The sequence below is a fragment of the Pradoshia sp. Z3_51 genome (genome assembly GCF_058215915.1).
This window is the reverse complement of sequence record NZ_JBZAJC010000005.1, coordinates 29,675-48,075: the sequence shown is the minus strand read 5'-3', so window position 1 is coordinate 48,075 and position 18,401 is coordinate 29,675. Positions and strand designations below refer to the sequence as shown.

Annotated in this window: 15 protein-coding genes; 10 read left to right on the top strand and 5 right to left on the bottom strand. The window is 36.4% G+C overall.

The annotated features are described in order from the left end of the window. Positions 1-24 precede the first annotated feature (24 nt). The 5 genes from nhaC (at position 25) to AC4BHA_RS11625 (ending at position 5,208) form a co-directional block, all read left to right on the top strand. A complete protein-coding gene (nhaC, locus tag AC4BHA_RS11645; protein ID WP_490558687.1) occupies positions 25-1,458 on the top strand; it encodes a Na+/H+ antiporter NhaC in 1,434 nt (477 codons plus the stop codon). A 12-nt stretch (positions 1,459-1,470) separates the two neighbouring features. Beyond that, positions 1,471-2,577 (top strand): mandelate racemase/muconate lactonizing enzyme family protein, encoded by a 1,107-nt coding sequence (locus AC4BHA_RS11640; protein ID WP_490558686.1) that lies wholly within the window; start codon positions 1,471-1,473, stop codon positions 2,575-2,577. Between the two features lie 15 nt (positions 2,578-2,592). After that, on the top strand, positions 2,593-3,276 hold the full coding sequence (locus tag AC4BHA_RS11635; protein ID WP_490558685.1) for a GNAT family N-acetyltransferase: 684 nt from the start codon (positions 2,593-2,595) through the stop codon (positions 3,274-3,276). 196 nt (positions 3,277-3,472) lie between these two features. Next, positions 3,473-4,351: a hypothetical protein gene (locus AC4BHA_RS11630; protein WP_490558684.1), complete on the top strand. Its 879-nt coding sequence runs from the start codon at positions 3,473-3,475 to the stop codon at positions 4,349-4,351. Between the two features lie 332 nt (positions 4,352-4,683). Beyond that, the gene (locus AC4BHA_RS11625) at positions 4,684-5,208 is read left to right on the top strand and encodes an FmdE family protein (protein ID WP_148629991.1); all 525 of its coding nucleotides are present in this window, start codon (positions 4,684-4,686) and stop codon (positions 5,206-5,208) included. 174 nt (positions 5,209-5,382) lie between these two features. Here AC4BHA_RS11625 and AC4BHA_RS11620 read toward each other — a convergent pair whose 3' ends face one another. From AC4BHA_RS11620 to AC4BHA_RS11600, 5 genes are all read right to left on the bottom strand, one after another. Then, positions 5,383-6,708 (bottom strand): alpha-glucosidase/alpha-galactosidase, encoded by a 1,326-nt coding sequence (locus AC4BHA_RS11620; protein ID WP_490558683.1) that lies wholly within the window; start codon positions 6,706-6,708, stop codon positions 5,383-5,385. Between the two features lie 27 nt (positions 6,709-6,735). Then, positions 6,736-7,566: a carbohydrate ABC transporter permease gene (locus tag AC4BHA_RS11615; RefSeq protein WP_490558682.1), complete on the bottom strand. Its 831-nt coding sequence runs from the start codon at positions 7,564-7,566 to the stop codon at positions 6,736-6,738. Then, a complete protein-coding gene (locus AC4BHA_RS11610; protein WP_490558737.1) occupies positions 7,566-8,447 on the bottom strand; it encodes a carbohydrate ABC transporter permease in 882 nt (293 codons plus the stop codon). Before AC4BHA_RS11610 ends, AC4BHA_RS11615 begins: the two co-directional genes overlap by 1 nt. A 94-nt stretch (positions 8,448-8,541) precedes the next feature. Then, a complete protein-coding gene (locus tag AC4BHA_RS11605; protein ID WP_490558681.1) occupies positions 8,542-9,798 on the bottom strand; it encodes an ABC transporter substrate-binding protein in 1,257 nt (418 codons plus the stop codon). A 92-nt stretch (positions 9,799-9,890) separates the two neighbouring features. Beyond that, the gene (locus AC4BHA_RS11600; protein WP_490558680.1) at positions 9,891-10,901 is read right to left on the bottom strand and encodes a LacI family DNA-binding transcriptional regulator; all 1,011 of its coding nucleotides are present in this window, start codon (positions 10,899-10,901) and stop codon (positions 9,891-9,893) included. 392 nt (positions 10,902-11,293) lie between these two features. Here AC4BHA_RS11600 and AC4BHA_RS11595 point away from each other — a divergent pair, with 392 nt between their 5' ends. The 5 genes from AC4BHA_RS11595 (at position 11,294) to AC4BHA_RS11575 (ending at position 18,219) form a co-directional block, all read left to right on the top strand. Further along, the gene (locus tag AC4BHA_RS11595; RefSeq protein ID WP_490558679.1) at positions 11,294-11,848 is read left to right on the top strand and encodes a hypothetical protein; all 555 of its coding nucleotides are present in this window, start codon (positions 11,294-11,296) and stop codon (positions 11,846-11,848) included. Positions 11,849-11,969: 121 nt separating this feature from the next. Further along, positions 11,970-13,274, top strand: a complete 1,305-nt coding sequence (locus AC4BHA_RS11590) for a hypothetical protein (protein WP_490558678.1) — start codon at positions 11,970-11,972, stop codon at positions 13,272-13,274. Positions 13,275-13,734: 460 nt separating this feature from the next. Then, on the top strand, positions 13,735-15,711 hold the full coding sequence (locus AC4BHA_RS11585) for a DNA/RNA helicase domain-containing protein (RefSeq protein ID WP_490558677.1): 1,977 nt from the start codon (positions 13,735-13,737) through the stop codon (positions 15,709-15,711). 219 nt (positions 15,712-15,930) lie between these two features. Further along, positions 15,931-17,163 (top strand): AAA family ATPase, encoded by a 1,233-nt coding sequence (locus AC4BHA_RS11580; protein ID WP_490558676.1) that lies wholly within the window; start codon positions 15,931-15,933, stop codon positions 17,161-17,163. Between the two features lie 6 nt (positions 17,164-17,169). Next, positions 17,170-18,219 carry a 5-methylcytosine restriction system specificity protein McrC gene (locus AC4BHA_RS11575; protein WP_490558675.1) on the top strand — a complete coding sequence of 350 codons (1,050 nt, stop codon included), beginning with the start codon at positions 17,170-17,172 and terminating at the stop codon, positions 18,217-18,219. The last annotated feature ends 182 nt before the right edge of the window (positions 18,220-18,401 follow it).

Below are 18,401 nucleotides of genomic sequence, written 5' to 3'. Positions count from 1 at the left end.
TAAATTCAAACAGGGGGAGAACAGATGGAGAGAAAAATATCTTTTGGGCTGGCAATTATACCGTTAGTAGTGCTGATAGCAGTTATGGCTATTACAATTATTGTTTTTGAAGAGGGACCACATATCCCGTTGATTGTTGGTACAATCACGGCCGCACTTGTGGCATGGATGGCCGGCTACAAATGGGACGAGCTTGAAGAGGCCATGTACAATGGAATTCGTTTAGCACTACCGGCTGTAATCATCATTATGTTAATCGGTCTGGTAATTGGATCTTGGATTGGCAGTGGTGTGGTCGCTACTATGATTTATTATGGATTGAAGATCATCAGTCCGTCTCTTTTCCTGGTGTCGATTATGCTCATTTGCTGTATTGTTTCCGTTGCCATCGGTAGTTCCTGGTCAACTATGGGAACGATTGGCGTAGCTGGGATGGGGATTGGTTTAAGTATTGGGATACCGGCCCCGATGATTGCGGGAGCGATTATATCAGGTGCCTATTTTGGAGATAAAATGTCACCATTATCGGATACAACCAATTTAGCAGCCGGATTGACCGGCACGGATTTATTTGTACATATCCGCCACATGTTTTACACAACCATTCCAGGTCTAATCATTTCGTTAGGTGTATTTTGGTTCTTGGGGCGTGACTTCGGTAAAGGCAGTGTGAGTACAACAGATATTGAACAAACACTAGCTGTCTTGCAGGATGAGTTCCTTATTTCACCTTTCTTATTATTGATTCCACTTATCGTCATTATTTTGGTGGCAAAAAAAGTACCAGCCATACCTGGTTTGGTGATTGGGGTTCTTTTGGGCTTCCTTGCTCAGGTATTCGTACAGGGTGATACATTTGCTAATGCTATCTCAGCCCTGCAAGCAGGGTATGTGATTGAAACCGGTAATTCCATGGTGGATGATCTCTTCAATGGCGGCGGTTTGGACAATATGATGTACACGGTATCTATGGCCATCGTGGCAATGACATTCGGAGGCATGCTCGAGCATACGGGAATGCTGAACGCAATCGTTTCACAAATTCTTAAATTGGCAAAAACGGCAAAAAGTCTCATTGTTTCTACGATATTATCTTGTTTTGCGACAAACGCAACCTGCTCCGAACAGTATATTTCCATAGTCATTCCGGCACGTATGTTTTCAAAAGCGTATCGTGATAAAGGACTCTCTTCCAGAAATCTATCCAGGGCGCTTGAGGATGGAGGGACACTAACGTCTGTTTTCATCCCATGGAATACATGTGGCGTCTTTATCTTCGGTACTCTTGGTGTAAGTGTATTTGAATATGCCCCATACGCGATTTTGAACTTTGCTGTGCCGATTATTGCGATTCTTTATGCGATAACAGGGTTTTCAATTGAAAAAATGAGTGATCAAGAAAGAGCAAAGATAGAAAAAGAACTTAAACAGCAAAAAGAGGATACAATTACAGTATAAGGGGACTTTCATATGATTAAAGCTATTTCACTATATGCCATTCGCCTGCCTCTTCGTGAACCATTCGTTGTCAGCTATCATACATATCACGATATGCCCTCCATTATTGTGAAAATGGAAAGTGATGACGGTTTTATTGGTTTTGGGGAAGCGGTTGCAGATGAACATGTAACAGGAGAGACATGGGAGAGTACGTATAGTCTTCTCAAGCATACATTAGCACCGCTTCTAATTGGTCAGAATCCAGGCGAATTCGAACGTATACATGAGCGAATGAATAAAACGGTATACGGAGCTCCTACAGCAAAGGCGGCTATTGATATTGCCTGTCATGACCTAGTGGCCAAGAAACTGGGGGTACCGGTTTATCAGCTGATCGGAGGACGTTATCATGATCGTTTTCCAATCACCCATGTACTAAGTATTCAGGAACCAGCTGCAATGGCAGAAGAAGCGGTGCGGAAGGTGTCTGAGGGATACCTTTCCTTTAAAATGAAAGTTGGCAAACAGGTAGGGCAGGATATGGAACGAATCCGAGCTGTTCGCAGGGCAGTTGGGAATGAAATCGCCATTCGTGTCGATGTTAATCAAGGCTGGAGGAATAGCTCCAATACATTGAGGGCTCTCCCGTCTCTTGAAGAACTGCAAATAGACTGGCTCGAGCAACCAGTGCTGGCTGATGATCTTGAGGGGATGGCTGAATTGAAAAAGAAAGCACGCTTGCCATTAATGGTTGATGAAGGTCTAAAAGGTATAAAGGAAATGAGAGAGGTTATCCACAAGAAAGCGGCTGATAAAATCAATATAAAGCTAATGAAATGTGGAGGCATCCATCCAGCTGTGAAGCTTTCCAATCAAGCGGAAATGGCTGGAATCGAGTGTCAAATCGGGTCGATGGTCGAATCGTCCATTGGCTCGGCCGCTGGCTTTCATGTTGCTTTCTCCAAGAAAATCATCACATCCGTCGAATTGACAGGACCTTTAAAATTCTCAAAGGATGTTGGGAATTTGCACTATGATGTCCCGTTCATTGAATTAAATAAAAAGAGTGGTCTCGGAATTGATGTGAATGAAGATATACTTACAGAATTGACCGTTCACAGAGATGTTCTTCAATGAAAGGAGAGACACTAGATGATCGATAAAGGCATGTTTCCCGACGGACAAGCTTATGTTGTTCGCCGTTTAACAGAGACCGATATTCCAACTGTGTTACGCTTGCAGGAAAAAGTAGTAAGGAATCTGGATGATAAAACAAGCCTTCAGCCTCTTTCAGAAGAGGAGTTCCGTTACATAACGAGTGGTAATGGTCTATTAATCGGCGTATTTGTTAAGGAAGAATTGATTTCATTCCGCGCTTTAGTTGTGCCAGATACAATGGAGGACCATTTGGGAATCGATGCAGGCCTGCCAGAGAGCGAGTTGGATTTTGTTATTTATCAAGACATTAGCAATGTGGATCCGGACTGGCGTGGATTGAGCCTGCAACGACGTATGGCAAAATGGATCATGGATGAACTGGCACGTAGCAAACATCCCTATAAATATGTATGTTCAACAGTTGCTCCGTTTAACATCCCAAGCCTAAAGGACAAGTTTGTTCAAGGAATGGAAATCGTTGCATTGAAGCCTAAATATGGAGGGAATCTACGTTATATCTTCTTTAAGGAACTCGAAAGCTCGAATAACGGAGAAGGAGAACCGGTATTATGCCAAATGGCTGATACGAAGGGACAACAGAAGCTACTGGCAGAGGGCTATCGTGGTCAAAAACTAGTAGTGATTGAGGATGTATACTATGTGGAATATTGGAGATGAATGAAGTCTAATTTCGGATATTGGAATTTAGGGTTAAAGGCTGCTTATCATTTGTGTGATTTTTCTGAATCACTAAGAAGCTGGTTCCCGATCTTCGGATAATTGTTTTGATTCTATAAAGAGAGTAATAGGTAACTCTTTTTAACGAAAAGATTTTTATTAGCAATTATACTTAATGGAGATGGTGGTAACAAAAATGAATATTAAAACGACTCTGCTGGATGCTGGTGTAAGTGAGGAACATTTATATTTTTTGCAGGAGAATAAATTAAAAAGTGATAATTCATATAAATTTTTCTTCAAAGGTATAGGGGAACGCGAATATCAATTTGTCCCTGTTAAGAAAATCCAAGGATTATCGAGGGGGGAAGAGGGTTTTTCGTGGTGGGAGCACGTAGTAAGAAAAGCTGGAAATATTGATAGTAGCCGTTTAGAGAACATTCAAAAGAGACTTGAAGCCACAACTTTAAACCAGTTTAGAATGGGTTTCGAAAGTAGCTCATTCCCTGCAGTAGAATTATGTTATTATGACGAGTTTGATGAATATCATGTATCTAGTGACGGAAATCATAGAACTTTATGGGCTAAATTAGTAGATGCAAACTATATTAGGGCTAGAGTATACAAATATAAGTACAGTCCAACAAAGCATGACAATTATAAGTGGGTTCAATCCATCTTAGGCGATTATGAAAAATTTCTGCATTTTTGTAATTTCCAACAAAAAGAAGGTTATCCTGAGTATAAAGGTTTTCCAGTAACTATCCATGAACTTCCATACATCTCTGACTACTCAAATGAAACACAGATTTCAAATCTTAAAAATTGTTTAGAAGAGAATATTGAAGTAATAGGAAATATTATAAATAAATACTTTGTGTTGAAGAAGATACCAAAAGAATGGCGGATTCAATTATTTAATTTGTTATATTATATTTCTAAATCAGATGATAATAAATACACTTATGAAAATCTAGTTATGCTTCAGAAACAAGGATGGGTTCCAATAATAAGTTTTAAGGATTGGAAAAGTTTAAAAGATGACTGTGGCTTCCTTTTAGGAAAGGTGAAGTGAGGAATCAAAATACTCCCTGTGTTTTAACAAAATAAATTACATTAATTTGAAATCCTCCGATGACAGACGTTTTCGGCAGAATTTATCAATATCTCCTTTCAAATTTCACTATTAAAGAAGGAAAAGGTAAAAGGGGATTTTTTACCTAGTCCACATTGGTATCTCTAATCTGTGAGCTTATCGAAACAGTATTCTTTATGATGGAGCTTGAGGAAGTATGTTTTACAGTCAATGAATTTTATTGATGAACATAAGTCTGCTTATAATTTGTGTGATTTTTCTAAATTACCTATAATTAGTTTGCGAGAACAACTAAGAATAGGGGACTGAATATGCGTACAATTAAAATTTATGATCGTAATGATTTAATTGAAATCTCTTTTGATGATATTAAAAAGTATCATGGCTATGCAGCTTATATGGCGTTAGGGGTTGGGTTCCGTGTAGTGGAAGCAGCCTTTCAGGAGTTGTTTGGAGACGAGATTCCGAATCGGAATGATCTTTCCGTTCAATCGGGGCATGGGGGACCTGGATTTCGTGATGTATTCGAGTTTATTACTCGTTGTAAAACGAGAGGGGTCTATACAGTGGATGTGAATTACCCGGTAGCTCAATACGATCCATACCGTGCGACCAGCTATGCCTATATTTTCACAAGACAAAATGGGGAAGCAGTGGAAGTTTCGTTAAAAGAAGACTTTTTACCTCCTATTTTCTATGACTATTTGAAAAAAGGCCGCGAGGATTCATTTACAGCGGAAGAATATGATGCCAATGAAGCGCTAAAAAAAGAATTAGGAAACCGTGCTTACGAAATGCCGATTGAAGAATTATTAAATGTAAAACGATTAAAATAAGTACATTCACATAGGGAATGTATTTCTTTATCACAGACATCATCTAGGTTTATTTTGACCGAGCGGTTCGCCTTTTTGAGAGAGTTACTAAAGAGGGCGTAGTAGATTTAGAGGAAACAATAACAAAGAGGAAGGATACATGGGTTCATGTATCCTTTTCTAGTCCTGATCATTCTATCCAATGGTGACTGATTTTTTATATTGTAAATGTCTTCCTTTGGTGAACTTCGGTAAATGCTGTTTATGTGCGTCCAATAATTCGGACGTCATATCCCAAATCTCTTCTAATGACAGGACGGAGGAGGCGTGAGGATCTAACATAACTGCTTGATAAACATAATCAATATCACCTGTTAGAACGGCTTCTACAATCAATTGTTGTACATTGATATTTGTCATATTCATAGCCGTAAGCTGCGGAGGCAGATCTCCGATGTGGGTTGGCTGAATACCGCGTTTATTGACCAGGCAAGGGACCTCAACACAGGCATTGGTTGGCAGATTCGTTATTAAATTAGTATTTAACACATTTCCCCATATTTCACGGTTAACACCCGTTTCCATGGAGTGTATAATCGGAGCCCCATATTCGTGACTTTCCTCTGTATTAAAGGGAATATTATTTTCGATTTTCTCTTTTGTTTCTTCAAAATGCTTTAAATTAGCTTCGCTTCGTCGGATATATTCATCAATCGGAATCGAGAAATCATCAATAAGCGAATCTCTTTTTATGAAATAAGGTGTGTATTCGGAAAGATGTTCACTTGATTCTGTGATGAAGTAGTTCAGCCTATTCATCATTTCAAAGCGTACTTTATCCTTTTTATAAATGGCCGGATCTTTCATTGCCTCGAACAAAGCAGGGTACAGATCCTTTCCTTTATGCTTTAATTCCAAGAACCATGCCATATGATTAATTCCTGCAACCTTGTATTCCAGTTCTTCTGCTGGAAGATTAAGATATCCAGCTAATTCTCCCGCGGTGTTTTGTACGCTATGACAGAGGCCTACAGTTTTAATGGATGTCGCTTTTTCAATGGCAAGGATCAGCGCAGCCATTGGATTTGTATAGTTTAGTAATAGGGCATCCGGACAAACTTCCTCCATATCCCTGCAAATATCTAAAACAACCGGAATGGTCCGCAGTGCTCTAAATACTCCGCCTACGCCAAGTGTATCTGCGATGGTTTGTTTGAGTCCGTATTTTTTAGGGATTTCAAAATCAATTAAAGTGGATTCATGCATACCGACTTGTATGAGATTGATTACATAGCTGGCACCTTTTAATGCATCCAGTCGGTTTTGATGAGCTTCTACTGTTGCGATGTTTCCATTTTGCTCTATTAAAGAAAGGGCCATTTTTTCTGCAGTTAGCAATCGATCTTCGTTTATGTCCATTAAGGAGAAGGTTGTCCCTATTAATTCTGGATAACTAAGAATATCTGAAATAAGTCTTTTGGCAAAAACAACACTTCCTGCACCGATTATTGTTACTTTCATTTTAAAAATCCCTCCAATTTTAATTGATTATCCTTTGATTGAACCAGCTGAAAGACCTTTAACAAAATGTTTTTGTAGCACCAGAAACAGAATGACCATCGGGATAACTGCCATGATTGAGGCAGCGGCAACTAAATTAAGCCTGCTGGAATTTTGCCCAAAGAAGCTGGATAAAGCGACGGTTAGCGTTTTAACCTCATCAGCCTGCAAGAAGAAAATAGCAAATTGATAATCATTCCATATGTAAACACAGGAGATGATTAAGATTGATGCTGTGACAGGCTTCAATAATGGAAAAACAATCGTAAAGAAAATTTTTATATTACTGGCTCCATCCATTTTCGCGGCTTCTTCTAGTTCTCTTGGAATCGTAGATCGTATAAAGCCTGTGTAAAGAAAAACAGCGAGCGGGGTGTAAGCAGCAACATTATTTAAGATCGCTATGGCATGGGTATTCATCATCCCTAGATCAACAACTAATTGGTATAGAGGCACTAAAGCTGTTAAAGGAGGTATGACCATTACAGCTACTAATAACATGTATACAAAGTTATTTAATCTGGTCTGAAATCTAGCTAAAGGGTAAGCAGCCATAGAAGAAAATAAGATTAATAGTAAAGCTGAAAAAAACGTAATAATCACCGTGTTGATAAAGGCTGTCCCTAAATTAGCTGTTTCCCATGCTTGAGTGAAGTTTTCGAATGAATACGTTTCTGGTAAAACCCATTTCGAACTAAAATCTCCTCTTTCTTTAAAAGCAGTAGTTACAAGGATATAAAAAGGGATCAAATGAAATAACCCAATAGCTAGAGCCACAATGGACAATAACCACTTTTTCTTTTTTGACGTATAATCCATCAAGCCTCAACCTCTTTTCTCTTAAAGTATAGGAGGGCTGCCAGACTTAAAATTAAGATGACAAAGGCCATTAGGATTCCCTGTGTTGCCGCATATCCAGCATCCTGGCGATCGAAGTATAAATCATACATATAGGTAGACATGGATTGAGAGGCATTACCTGGTCCACCTCCGGTTAAGGCTAGAACGACATCAAACAGCTTAAGTCCACCAATAATGTTAATAACCATATTAATAGTGATAGAAGGCATTAAAAGTGGCAGGGTAATGGTCCTAAACTTTTGTAATGAAGAGGCTCCATCAATATTGGCAGCTTCATAATAATCTTTTGAAATGCTCTGTAATCCGGCTAAATAGATAATCATTGCTACACCTGTATATTGATAGGTATTAACAAATACGATTAACCATTTATTGATATTGGGATCAGCCAGAATATTTGTTTTATCCATCCCAATAAATAAGAGTAAATCATTCAGCGCACCACCCTGAAAGGAAAAGAAGAAGTACCAAATGTACCCCATTATTAGCGGACTGATAATAACAGGTAAATAGATAATCGTCCGGGTGATCGTCCGGAAACGGATGCTTTGATTCAATAATAAGGCATAGCCCAGTCCGATGATATTTTGAAACAATGTACTTCCCAGTCCATACAGCAATGTGTTTTTCATAATTAACCAAGTGTCTGGATCCTGCAGCATTCTAGAATATTGGGCTAATCCAACGTTCTTAAAGGTCTGAGAAAATCCATTCCAGTCTGTAAATGAGATACGGATCCCATTTAAAAAGGGATAGATAATAAATAAAGAGACTACGAGCAAGGAAGGAATATACATCCATGCTAATGAAGGTTTTCGCCTGGATTTAGGTCTTTTCATCTTTACGTTTTCGATTGGTCTAGTCTGTTTTTGACTGTCTACTTGCGCTTCCAACTAGATGTTCAACTCCTTTCGGTTCAAGAGTTAGATGGTTTTACTTTTGTTCTAACAGACGTTTATATTCTTCACCCATTTTATTTGAAACGTCTTCTGGACTCATTTTCCCCGATAATAACTCTTGACCTGTTGCACCCATTGGATCCCACATCCCACTTGGCAGGTAAACACGGTCAAAATATGGTTCAACCTTCACATCCTGGTATTTAGCAAAGTAATCAGAGTAATAAATATCTGCCTCGACATCTGTTAAGCCGGAGGGAAGAGAGGTTCCTTCAGCCATCGCCTTTGCATTTTCAGCCACTGCCATAAACTCAATAAACTTTTTAGCCGCATCCTTTTTCTTTGAATCCTTCCAAACAGCAAGTGTATGTCGTTCCCCGCCAATCCAGCTTTGTTCATCGCCTTCATGGATCGCCGGCATAGGAAGCACTCCGAGTTTGACATCTGGATTCATTTCCTCCACCGTTGGTCCTTGCGTGCCTCCGCCGACGACAAAACCAATTTTGTTTTGGGCCAACAATTCAGGCTGCTGATGGAGTTGAGCCGTCAAGACATCTTCATTCAAATATCCCTTATTCTGCATCTCTTTTAATTTCTCAGGCAGATAAGTATAATAATCCCAGTTGAATGTGCCATTTAATAATTCTTCTGAATGATTATTTTTACTATCTGTTATCAATAATGGAGTTGCGAACTGATCGAAGTATTGACCGAATGAACCTTTATCTGAACCGCTAAACCATAGAGGGGTGACTTCACCTTTACCCTTTTCTTTTATCGTTTGGAGCGCCTTCATAAATTCATCAAACGTTGCAGGAGGTTCAATGTCATACTCTTCTAGTAAAGTAGCGTTGTAGGTTAAGCCATCTTTAGCTTGGTTGAGGGGGAATGCGTAAACCTTTCCGGCATCATCAGTTAAGAAGGGCTTTAAGGATGGATCCAGACGATCTACCCAATCCATAGAGCTTAAATCCTCTACATATTCGGCGTATCGATTTTTTGCCCAGCCGTGAGTATCAAATAAGTCTGGCATATCATTTGCGGCCATTTTGACGCGAAGCATACTTTCATAGTCATTTGCAGGGTAGTTTTGTTTAATATCGATGTCCTTGTTTTCCTCTTCAAATTTATCAATTAATTCATCTAATGCGATTTGATCAGATTCATTCGTTACGGTTGAAAAAAGAGTTAGGGTTGATTTCTTCTCGTCAGTAGAGCTGCTACTCGAACAACCATTCAGAGCTACTAACAATAAGGCAGGTAAAATAAAGAATCTCAATGTTTTTTTCATAGTATTCTATTCTCCTTATCCCATATTATTTTTCAGTATGTATATCTGGAAGATTGTTACGACTTTAATCAAACCACCTCCTTTTAGTGTGCTTAACAGCTTTCTCTGATCATTAATTTTGTCGGAAGAACAGCTTTAATAGGCAGCTGTCTACCATTTAGTCGATCTAAAAGCATGTTGACTCCTGTTTCTCCCATTTCCTCCGTAAATACTTTTACAGTGGTAAGAGGAGGATTGGAAAACTTGGCTATATCAATATCATTGAAGCTGATGATTGCTAATTCTTCAGGTACAGAAATATTAGACTCCTTTAACGCTTTTAAAGCCCCAATAGCCATGGAATCACTGGCAACGAAAAAGGCTTGTGGTAGTAGTTTGTTCGTTAATGCCTCTTTCATTAATGCATAGCCGGATTCCATCGTATACTCGCCAATATATATATGATTTTTCTTAAGCAATCCTTTTTCTTTTAAAATGAATTCAAAGGTGGTGAGCCGTTCATCCTCGATCTTGTAGGAATGATCAACCTGATGTTCTTTCTCAAGACCACCTATATAACCAATGTGGTTGTATCCTCTGGTAAGTAAATGATCCAGTGCTAGTTTAGTGGCCTTTTGAAAGTCAATAATGACAGAGTCATAGAGGTCTTCATCTGGGGAATGATTGATATACACGACATTTTTCATATTAGGAGTTAGTTTTTTTAGTGTTTGATCACTGATCCTGCCAATTACGATGGCACCATCCTTATTCATAAACTGATGTTCATGAATTGTTTCATGTATTCGCACCACCTCAAAACTATTTACGCCATTCTTTACTAAAGAGCTTTCCACACCTTTTCGAATCGATAAAAAATAAGGGTCGATTAATTCTTCCTCTGATGACAAACAGAGTAGTAATAAAATACTGTGCGTCTTCTGCAGCTTGCCTTTCTTCAGTTTTCTTTCCTTAACAGTCTTATATCCAAGCAGCTTAGCATTCTGTAAAATTCTCTCCCGTGTATCTTCCGTTACCATTAATGATTGATCATGATTTAACACACGCGAAACAGTGGTGGAAGAAACATTTGCTAGTTTAGCGATGTCTTTGATTGTGACCATATTTAATTACCTCTTTATCCCTTATAAGTAATAATTTAGTAAATAGTTATCCATTGAACATATATTAACACTAAAAGAAAACGCTTACAATATATTATTTGAATTTTTTGATTACTTATTTGACTCGTTTTGTTTTTTAGGAAAAAGGATTAGATTTAACTTGTGAGCCTTTAGGTAAAGCTTTATCGAGCTAAATGTATATAGGTCTGTCACTACAACACTAAAACACAATTTATCACCTAGGTAAAAAGTGGCATGAATTCTAATGATTAAGAGTGGTATAGAAGTAATAAAGCGTTAACAAGTAATTCTGAATTGTTTACAATCTCATACATAATGCTGGCCTTTGGACTAAGCAAGCTAAGAAATATTCTTGAAAGGAATTGGTTGCAATGTCAACAAGCAGATGTTTGAAAATGGTTGTAGCAAGCGTAGCCATGATGGTAATCATCAGTGGGTGTAGTGGACAGGAAGCTAAATTCGTTAAAGGGGAGGTTCATACTGAGTACGTTGATCTAACAGAGTTGGAGGATACTGCATTGGAAGGTCAGCGTATTTTAAAAGTGGAAGGTTTGAAAGCGCAATTTGAAGAAGAATGGAAAACAGAACAAGAGCGAATTGCCAAAGAGAAAGAAGAAGCTGAACTTAAAGCTAAAGAGGAGGCAGAAGCTAAGGCAAAGGCCGAAGCCGAAGCGAGAGCAAAGAAAGAAGCAAAAGCAAACCCGGCAAATATGGGTCCGGTAGAAAAAGCACAGTGGGAAAATAACAATTTTGCAGATGTGCATGAGCGTGCTAACTACTTAAATGCTCACCGAAGCCATTTTGATAATATTTATAGTGACGAACAAACCAAAACGTATCTTAATGCATTGAATGATTATTTACAGACTTCTGGAGAGATGCAAACGGAAGCGCTCTTGAACGGAGAAATGGAAGCGGTTGAATAAAGAAATATATTATCTATCAGATACATATTTTAGTTTAATAAAAACATTAGAATCTTGTATGTTGATTGAAGAATAAAACTTTATTAGAATTATTAATCACTCTATGCAGAGGGGAATATATATGGATTCATTTATACTTTTAATAATTTTTTTAGTAATAACCATTTCTTTAATTTGTTTATTTCTAATGAAACGGCGTAAAGAGGTAGAAAACAAAACTAGTGTTAGTACTGTTTTATTGGAAAATAATAAAGAAAATGAAAAGTACGAAATTAGGGAAGATGTGTCCTTAATGGAAATTAAACCTTATCATCACTCGATGATTGAAGAATATAAACCGACCCAAAGTTCTATAAGGCTTACTGACAAATTAAAAGAGCAAGTTGAAAACATCATAAAATTAACCCCACATACTAATGAAATTATAAAGAAGGAGAATCAAATTGTTATAAAGTTTAATAACGATGTTATGAAAAAAATTAAAACTGGGGAATTGCATCTAATGAACAAGAAGGATTCAATTAATGAGTTCAGAACAATGGCTGTGGATAATAGAGGTAAAATACGAGCGCATGGTTGGGAAGAAATTAAGGAGGTTAAAAAAGTAAATCCTGCCCAATTGGCTAATCTAGCTTTTGGTGCAATGACAATTATTACCTCGCAAGAACATTTAGATAGGATAAATAAACAGTTAACAAAGATAGATGGAAAAGTCGATTTTTTAGTAAGAAATATTAGTCAAGAGAAAAGAGGGAAAATACAAGGTAATATTAAGTATTTGAAGTCATTAATGCCTGACATTCTTCAACAATCATATGGATTTGAATCATCTAATTACCATATTGTTGAAAATATTATCAACGAAACTTATAGAGATATTCAATATTTTATAAATATCATTAACGATTTAATTCTTGAAATAAATAATGTAGAGCCTCAGGCACCATATAAGGTAGAAACGAAAATAGACAGTATAAAATTCATCTCAAAAAGATTTAATGAGGTATTAGAATTGTGTTACGGCAATATAGAATTAATGAATGTTTGTATGAGTTTAAAATCAGAAATATTGCCAAACACTCAATCATATGAAGCAAGGATTGATGATATTGAATTCTATATGACAGATTTAGAAAATCTTGAAAACGATTTTATTAGTATCTTTAATAATAAAATCAACTCTCTTGATGTAAAATTCAATATCAGATTTAAACCTAGTGAATATCTTAAAAATAAAAAACAAGATCTTCAAGAGGAGGTGGATATCCTAAAGCAAAAGATTGTTCAGAATAGGAATGAAATCAATAAAGGGAAGAAATTATTGACAAAGGTTGATGATTTTACAGAAAATCCAATTGATCTAAAAGTAGAATATGATAAACACGGCAATATATTAGCTATTCATAAATTAGAAAGGATAAAGTGAGTAGTATGGATAAGGAGAATAGTAGTTACTATAAATGATTATTGGAACAACCGTTTAACTACCCTTGGTTTAATATAAGCTTCAAATCAAATAACGAATATAAAAACGCTCGGCACCTCCGGTATGATAACGTATCAAAAAGGAGGTGCTTTTTTCATACCTATCCTTTCTACAAGAAAGCTTAGTATACTTTTAGAAAGTGTGAAGGTTGTTTAAAAGTTAATAAAGCTATTATTAACTTTCTTGCATCAAATTATATATATGAAGGACAAAAATTTTATCACATTACTGCAAAGTCATTTTTCTCACCGTTAAACTAGGGTGTTATCATAGTTCTTTTATTATTGATACTACAGTCTTATGCGATTGATTCTAGGGAGTATCTTGGTAGGGGATAAATAACTTATGATACTATATTGAGTATAATGAACATTGTACTAGAGGAAAAAGGTGGATACTAATGATTGTATATGAAGCTTTAAAAAGTGAATTTATGCAAGATGTATTTGAAGATAAACTCGTAGATAATATTGTTAAGAATTATACTGATAAAATTGGGCGAATAAATAAGAGTGAATTAAGGTCTTGGGATAATTCCCTGAAGAATATGCATTTGGTGCTTTTAGATCCGGATATACCAGATAATGCTGGTGTAGCAATTGAATTTAAGATACCTTATACTTCAAAGCGTGTTGATTTTCTTATTTCTGGGAGTGATGAAGAAGAGAATCAATCAATTGTAATAGTGGAATTAAAACAATGGCAGGAAGTTGAGAAGGTTGAAGGTAAGGAAGCGATTGTCAAAACCGTTCTAGGTGGCGGTCTTAGAGAAACGACGCATCCTTCCTATCAAGCATGGTCATATGCTGCTTTAATAGAAGATTATAATGAAAATGCTCAGGATGGTCAGGTGGAATTGTATCCATGTGCCTATTTGCATAATTATATTAAGCTACAAGAGGAAAATGATCCGATTATAGATGATTATTATCAGTATTATATTGAGAAAGCTCCTGTATTTCGAAAAGGGGACGCTGCAAAGCTACGTGAATTTATTAAGCGTTATATAAAATTTGGTGACAACAAAGAGAACTTATATAAAATTGAAAACGGCCGAATACGCCCCTCAAAATCATTACAGGATTCCTTGGTCAATATGTTAAGGGGAAACAAGGAATTCGTGATGATTGATGAACAGAAGGTTGTTTTTGAAACAGCCAAAAAACTTGCGGCAGAAGCTCAAAGAACCAATACTAAGCATGTTCTGATAGTAAAGGGAGGCCCGGGTACTGGGAAATCCGTATTAGCGATCAATCTTTTAGTTGAGTTAACAGCTAATAATATGGTGTGTCAATATGTAACCAAGAATGCTGCTCCCCGAAATGTTTATGCGAAGAAGTTGAAGGGGGATTTCCGCAAGGGGCATATTGATAATCTATTTAAGGGCTCAGGCAGTTATATTGAGGCAGCCTCAAATGGATTTGATGTATTAATTGTTGATGAGGCTCATCGTTTAAATGAGAAATCGGGTATGTTTAACAACCTTGGTGAAAATCAAATGAAGGAAATCATAAATGCGTCTAAGTTATCAATCTTTTTTATCGATGAACATCAACGCGTTACATTGAAGGATGCTGGCAGTATCTCGACGATAAAAAAATTCACTGAATACTATAATGCGAATGTGTCTTATGCTGTATTAGAATCTCAATTCCGCTGCAATGGATCGGATGGTTATTTGGCTTGGATTGATGATGTTCTGCAAATAAGAAAAACTGCAAATGATCATTTTATGGGGAGTCATTATGACTTTAGAGTATATAGCGACCCAATTGCTCTAAAGAATGAAATCTTTGAATTGAACAAAATAAACAATAAAGCCCGATTGCTAGCTGGATACTGTTGGGATTGGAAGAAGGAAGGCAAGGCTAATTCGGAAATTCATGATATTGAATTACTGGAACATGGTTTTAGTATGAGCTGGAATTTGGCTAATTCCGATAGTTGGGCTATTGATCCCGAATCCGTTAATGAAGTGGGATGTATTCATACGTCTCAAGGGTTAGAGTTTGATTATGTCGGTGTTATCATTGGTGATGACCTGTTTGTAGAAGGTAATGAAATAAGAACGGATTATACGAAAAGAGCCCGAACCGATAATTCTTTAAAAGGTATAAAGAAAATGATGAAAGAACAACCGGAGGAAGCTGCTAAGGTTGCTGATGAGATTATCAGAAATACTTATAGAACGCTTCTTACGAGAGGACAAAAAGGCTGCTTCGTATATTGTACGAATAAAAAACTGGAATTGTATTTAAAAGAGCGTTTAAAAGATACTAAAAATATTTATGAGCCCAATGAATTCTTCCGTCCGAATCAAGAAGTAGCCGAGAAAAAGGGTAAATATAAAAAGTCGAAAAGACCTCAAAACTGGTGATTTGCAACTTAAACCTTGATTGGCTAAATGCCTTTCAAGGTTTTTATTAAGTACCTCGGCTACAAGGTATGTAGAAGAAGGAATTGAAAACCATTTTTGAAAATACGCCCAATTATTTAGCGACTATTTACGAGAAGTTGATGTTTTACTTAGGATATTTCAAGTGGCCACAGTCATTACAGTATGTTAAATTAATATTGATATATAGGGGGTTGAAATTTGGAAGGTGTTAATTTGAAAAAAGAATTTGAGAATTGGATGGGTGAACAAACCAAAGAAGATGGGAGCCCGTACACTAAGAAAACAATAATGGGTTATATTTATGCACTAAGTAAGGTTACTAATGACATTCATAATCTAAACTTAATTAATAATGATATATTTACTATTGATTCATCTGATAAATTCACTTCAATTGCAAAGTTGATAAAAGATAGTCCTAATTATAAACATGTTAATAAAAAGTACGGTAATAACCAATTATCTGCGGCAATTTCAAAATATATAGAGTTTTTGGCTTCCAGAAATCCCTCGACTATTTCATCTGAGGAAATAAAGATTGAACCAGAATCTACCCAAAATAAACAGACACCACAAGATGATTATAAACCATACACAAATCAAGATTTCTTGGAAGAGGTTTTTATAAATGAAGATTCATATGATACCATCCTCTCTATATTGAAAAGGAAGAACAATCTTATTTTACAAGGTGCACCAGGTGTAGGAAAAACCTTTGCGGCTAAAAGGTTGGCCTATTCGATGATGGGTAAAAAGGATGAATCTAGAATAAAGATGATTCAATTTCATCAAAGTTATTCTTATGAGGATTTCGTTATGGGTTATCGTCCAAATGGGTTAGGTTTTGAATTAAAGGAAGGTCCGTTTTTCAGCTTTTGTCAATTAGCATCAATGCATCCTAAAGATGACTATTTCTTTATTATTGATGAAATAAACCGTGGGAATATGAGTAAAATTTTTGGTGAGTTAATGATGCTGATAGAGAGTGATAAGAGGGGACGGGAATTAACACTTACTTATCAGGAAACCCCTTTCTCTGTTCCAAAAAATCTATATATTATCGGAATGATGAATACTGCCGATAGAAGCTTGGCCATGATTGATTATGCATTAAGAAGAAGGTTTTCTTTTTTTGAATTGGAGCCTGCCTTCCAAACAGAAGCATTTCGAAATTATTTAATGGCACAGGGAGCAAGTGAACAATTGGTTAACATGATTCGAAGGAAAATCGAGAAATTGAATAATGCAATTTTGAACGATGATAACTTAGGGAAAGGATTTCGAATCGGACATAGCTATTTCTGTAATTATGAGAAATCCGTAAAGTGGTATGAAGAGATAATAAAATACGAAATAGAGCCGCTTGTCAAGGAATACTGGTTTGATGAAGAGGATAAGGCGAAGAACTATATCGAAGAACTTTTAAGGTGAATAACAATGGTCAACCAACCTAAAATACCCATAAAAAATATCTATCATATGCTTTGTTACGCCTGGGATGTACTGGACCAATCCGATAATATTCTTGTCGGGAGCGGTAAATTCGATAACATTTATAACTTATTGGCTAGAATCTACATCAATGGAACAAGCATTCTAATTAAACGGGGTCTCCATAGATACTATATCGAGGAGAATGAGGCCCTATCCACCCTAAAAGGGAAGTTCAATATTGGTGATTCATTGAGAAAACAGACATTTCAACAAGGCAGAATGATTTGTCAATATGATGAATTCTCTTCAAATGTAAGGTTGAATCAAATCATTAAATCAACTATTCATTTATTACTTAAATCGCCAAAGGTGGATGAAGTTTTAAAGAAAAAACTATTGAAGCTACGTTTTCATTTCTCCGATATACAGGAGATTCCGTTAACTGAATCGTTATTTGCCTCAAAAAGATATAATAGGAACAATAAACACTATAAGATGCTAGTTAATGTGAGTCATTTACTATATAAAGGTTTGATTTCTGATGATACAGGAAATGAAATGGAATTTGCAGATTTTATTAGAGATAGTCAAATGTCTAAACTTTATGAAAAGTTTGTGATGAATTTTTATCGTACTCATTTGGATAAGGAAGTCTATCTGGTTCACTCTCCAAAAATAAAGTGGGATTTGGGTGTTGAGGTGGACGAGGAAGATTTATATTTACTTCCTGAAATGAGGACGGATATTGTAGTTGAAAATAAAATTGAAAATACACAATTAATAATTGATACAAAATACTATGCCAAAACACTGGTTTCGAGTAATTGGACAGAAATTGAAAGGATACGCACTAGTCATCTTTACCAAATTCATGCATACATTACAAATAGTGATTTTACTGGTTCAATCAATGGAATGCTTTTATATCCGACAATTAATCAAGAGATAAATGCAAGGTTTCCTGTTGGTGGAAAAATGATTTATATCAGGACGCTTGATCTGAATTCAGATTGGAATGATATATCAGATCGATTGTTTTCATTAATAAGATAGAGTAGTGGTTAACTATCGATTTTTGACGACTAATAGTGGTCTTTTTTAGATTATAAAAAGCAATAGCAATCTCTTATCCTGGCATAGCATATTATATATAAACTCAAAAAAGCCTCTTTCTTTTTGGTTTTAATGTGCTAGATAGCCAAAACTCAGCATTTTATGAAGTTCGTCACTTCCTT

Coding starts and splice junctions, on each gene's coding strand:
- AC4BHA_RS11640 (WP_490558686.1), top strand. CDS start 1,471: ATGATTAAAGCTATTTCACTATATGCCATTCGCCTGCCTCTTCGTGAA.
- AC4BHA_RS11615 (WP_490558682.1), bottom strand. CDS start 7,566: ATGGATTATACGTCAAAAAAGAAAAAGTGGTTATTGTCCATTGTGGCT.
- AC4BHA_RS11605 (WP_490558681.1), bottom strand. CDS start 9,798: ATGAAAAAAACATTGAGATTCTTTATTTTACCTGCCTTATTGTTAGTA.
- AC4BHA_RS11625 (WP_148629991.1), top strand. CDS start 4,684: ATGCGTACAATTAAAATTTATGATCGTAATGATTTAATTGAAATCTCT.
- AC4BHA_RS11635 (WP_490558685.1), top strand. CDS start 2,593: ATGATCGATAAAGGCATGTTTCCCGACGGACAAGCTTATGTTGTTCGC.
- AC4BHA_RS11630 (WP_490558684.1), top strand. CDS start 3,473: ATGAATATTAAAACGACTCTGCTGGATGCTGGTGTAAGTGAGGAACAT.
- AC4BHA_RS11590 (WP_490558678.1), top strand. CDS start 11,970: ATGGATTCATTTATACTTTTAATAATTTTTTTAGTAATAACCATTTCT.
- nhaC (WP_490558687.1), top strand. CDS start 25: ATGGAGAGAAAAATATCTTTTGGGCTGGCAATTATACCGTTAGTAGTG.
- AC4BHA_RS11620 (WP_490558683.1), bottom strand. CDS start 6,708: ATGAAAGTAACAATAATCGGTGCAGGAAGTGTTGTTTTTGCCAAAAGA.
- AC4BHA_RS11585 (WP_490558677.1), top strand. CDS start 13,735: ATGATTGTATATGAAGCTTTAAAAAGTGAATTTATGCAAGATGTATTT.
- AC4BHA_RS11600 (WP_490558680.1), bottom strand. CDS start 10,901: ATGGTCACAATCAAAGACATCGCTAAACTAGCAAATGTTTCTTCCACC.
- AC4BHA_RS11595 (WP_490558679.1), top strand. CDS start 11,294: ATGTCAACAAGCAGATGTTTGAAAATGGTTGTAGCAAGCGTAGCCATG.
- AC4BHA_RS11610 (WP_490558737.1), bottom strand. CDS start 8,447: ATGAAAAGACCTAAATCCAGGCGAAAACCTTCATTAGCATGGATGTAT.
- AC4BHA_RS11575 (WP_490558675.1), top strand. CDS start 17,170: ATGGTCAACCAACCTAAAATACCCATAAAAAATATCTATCATATGCTT.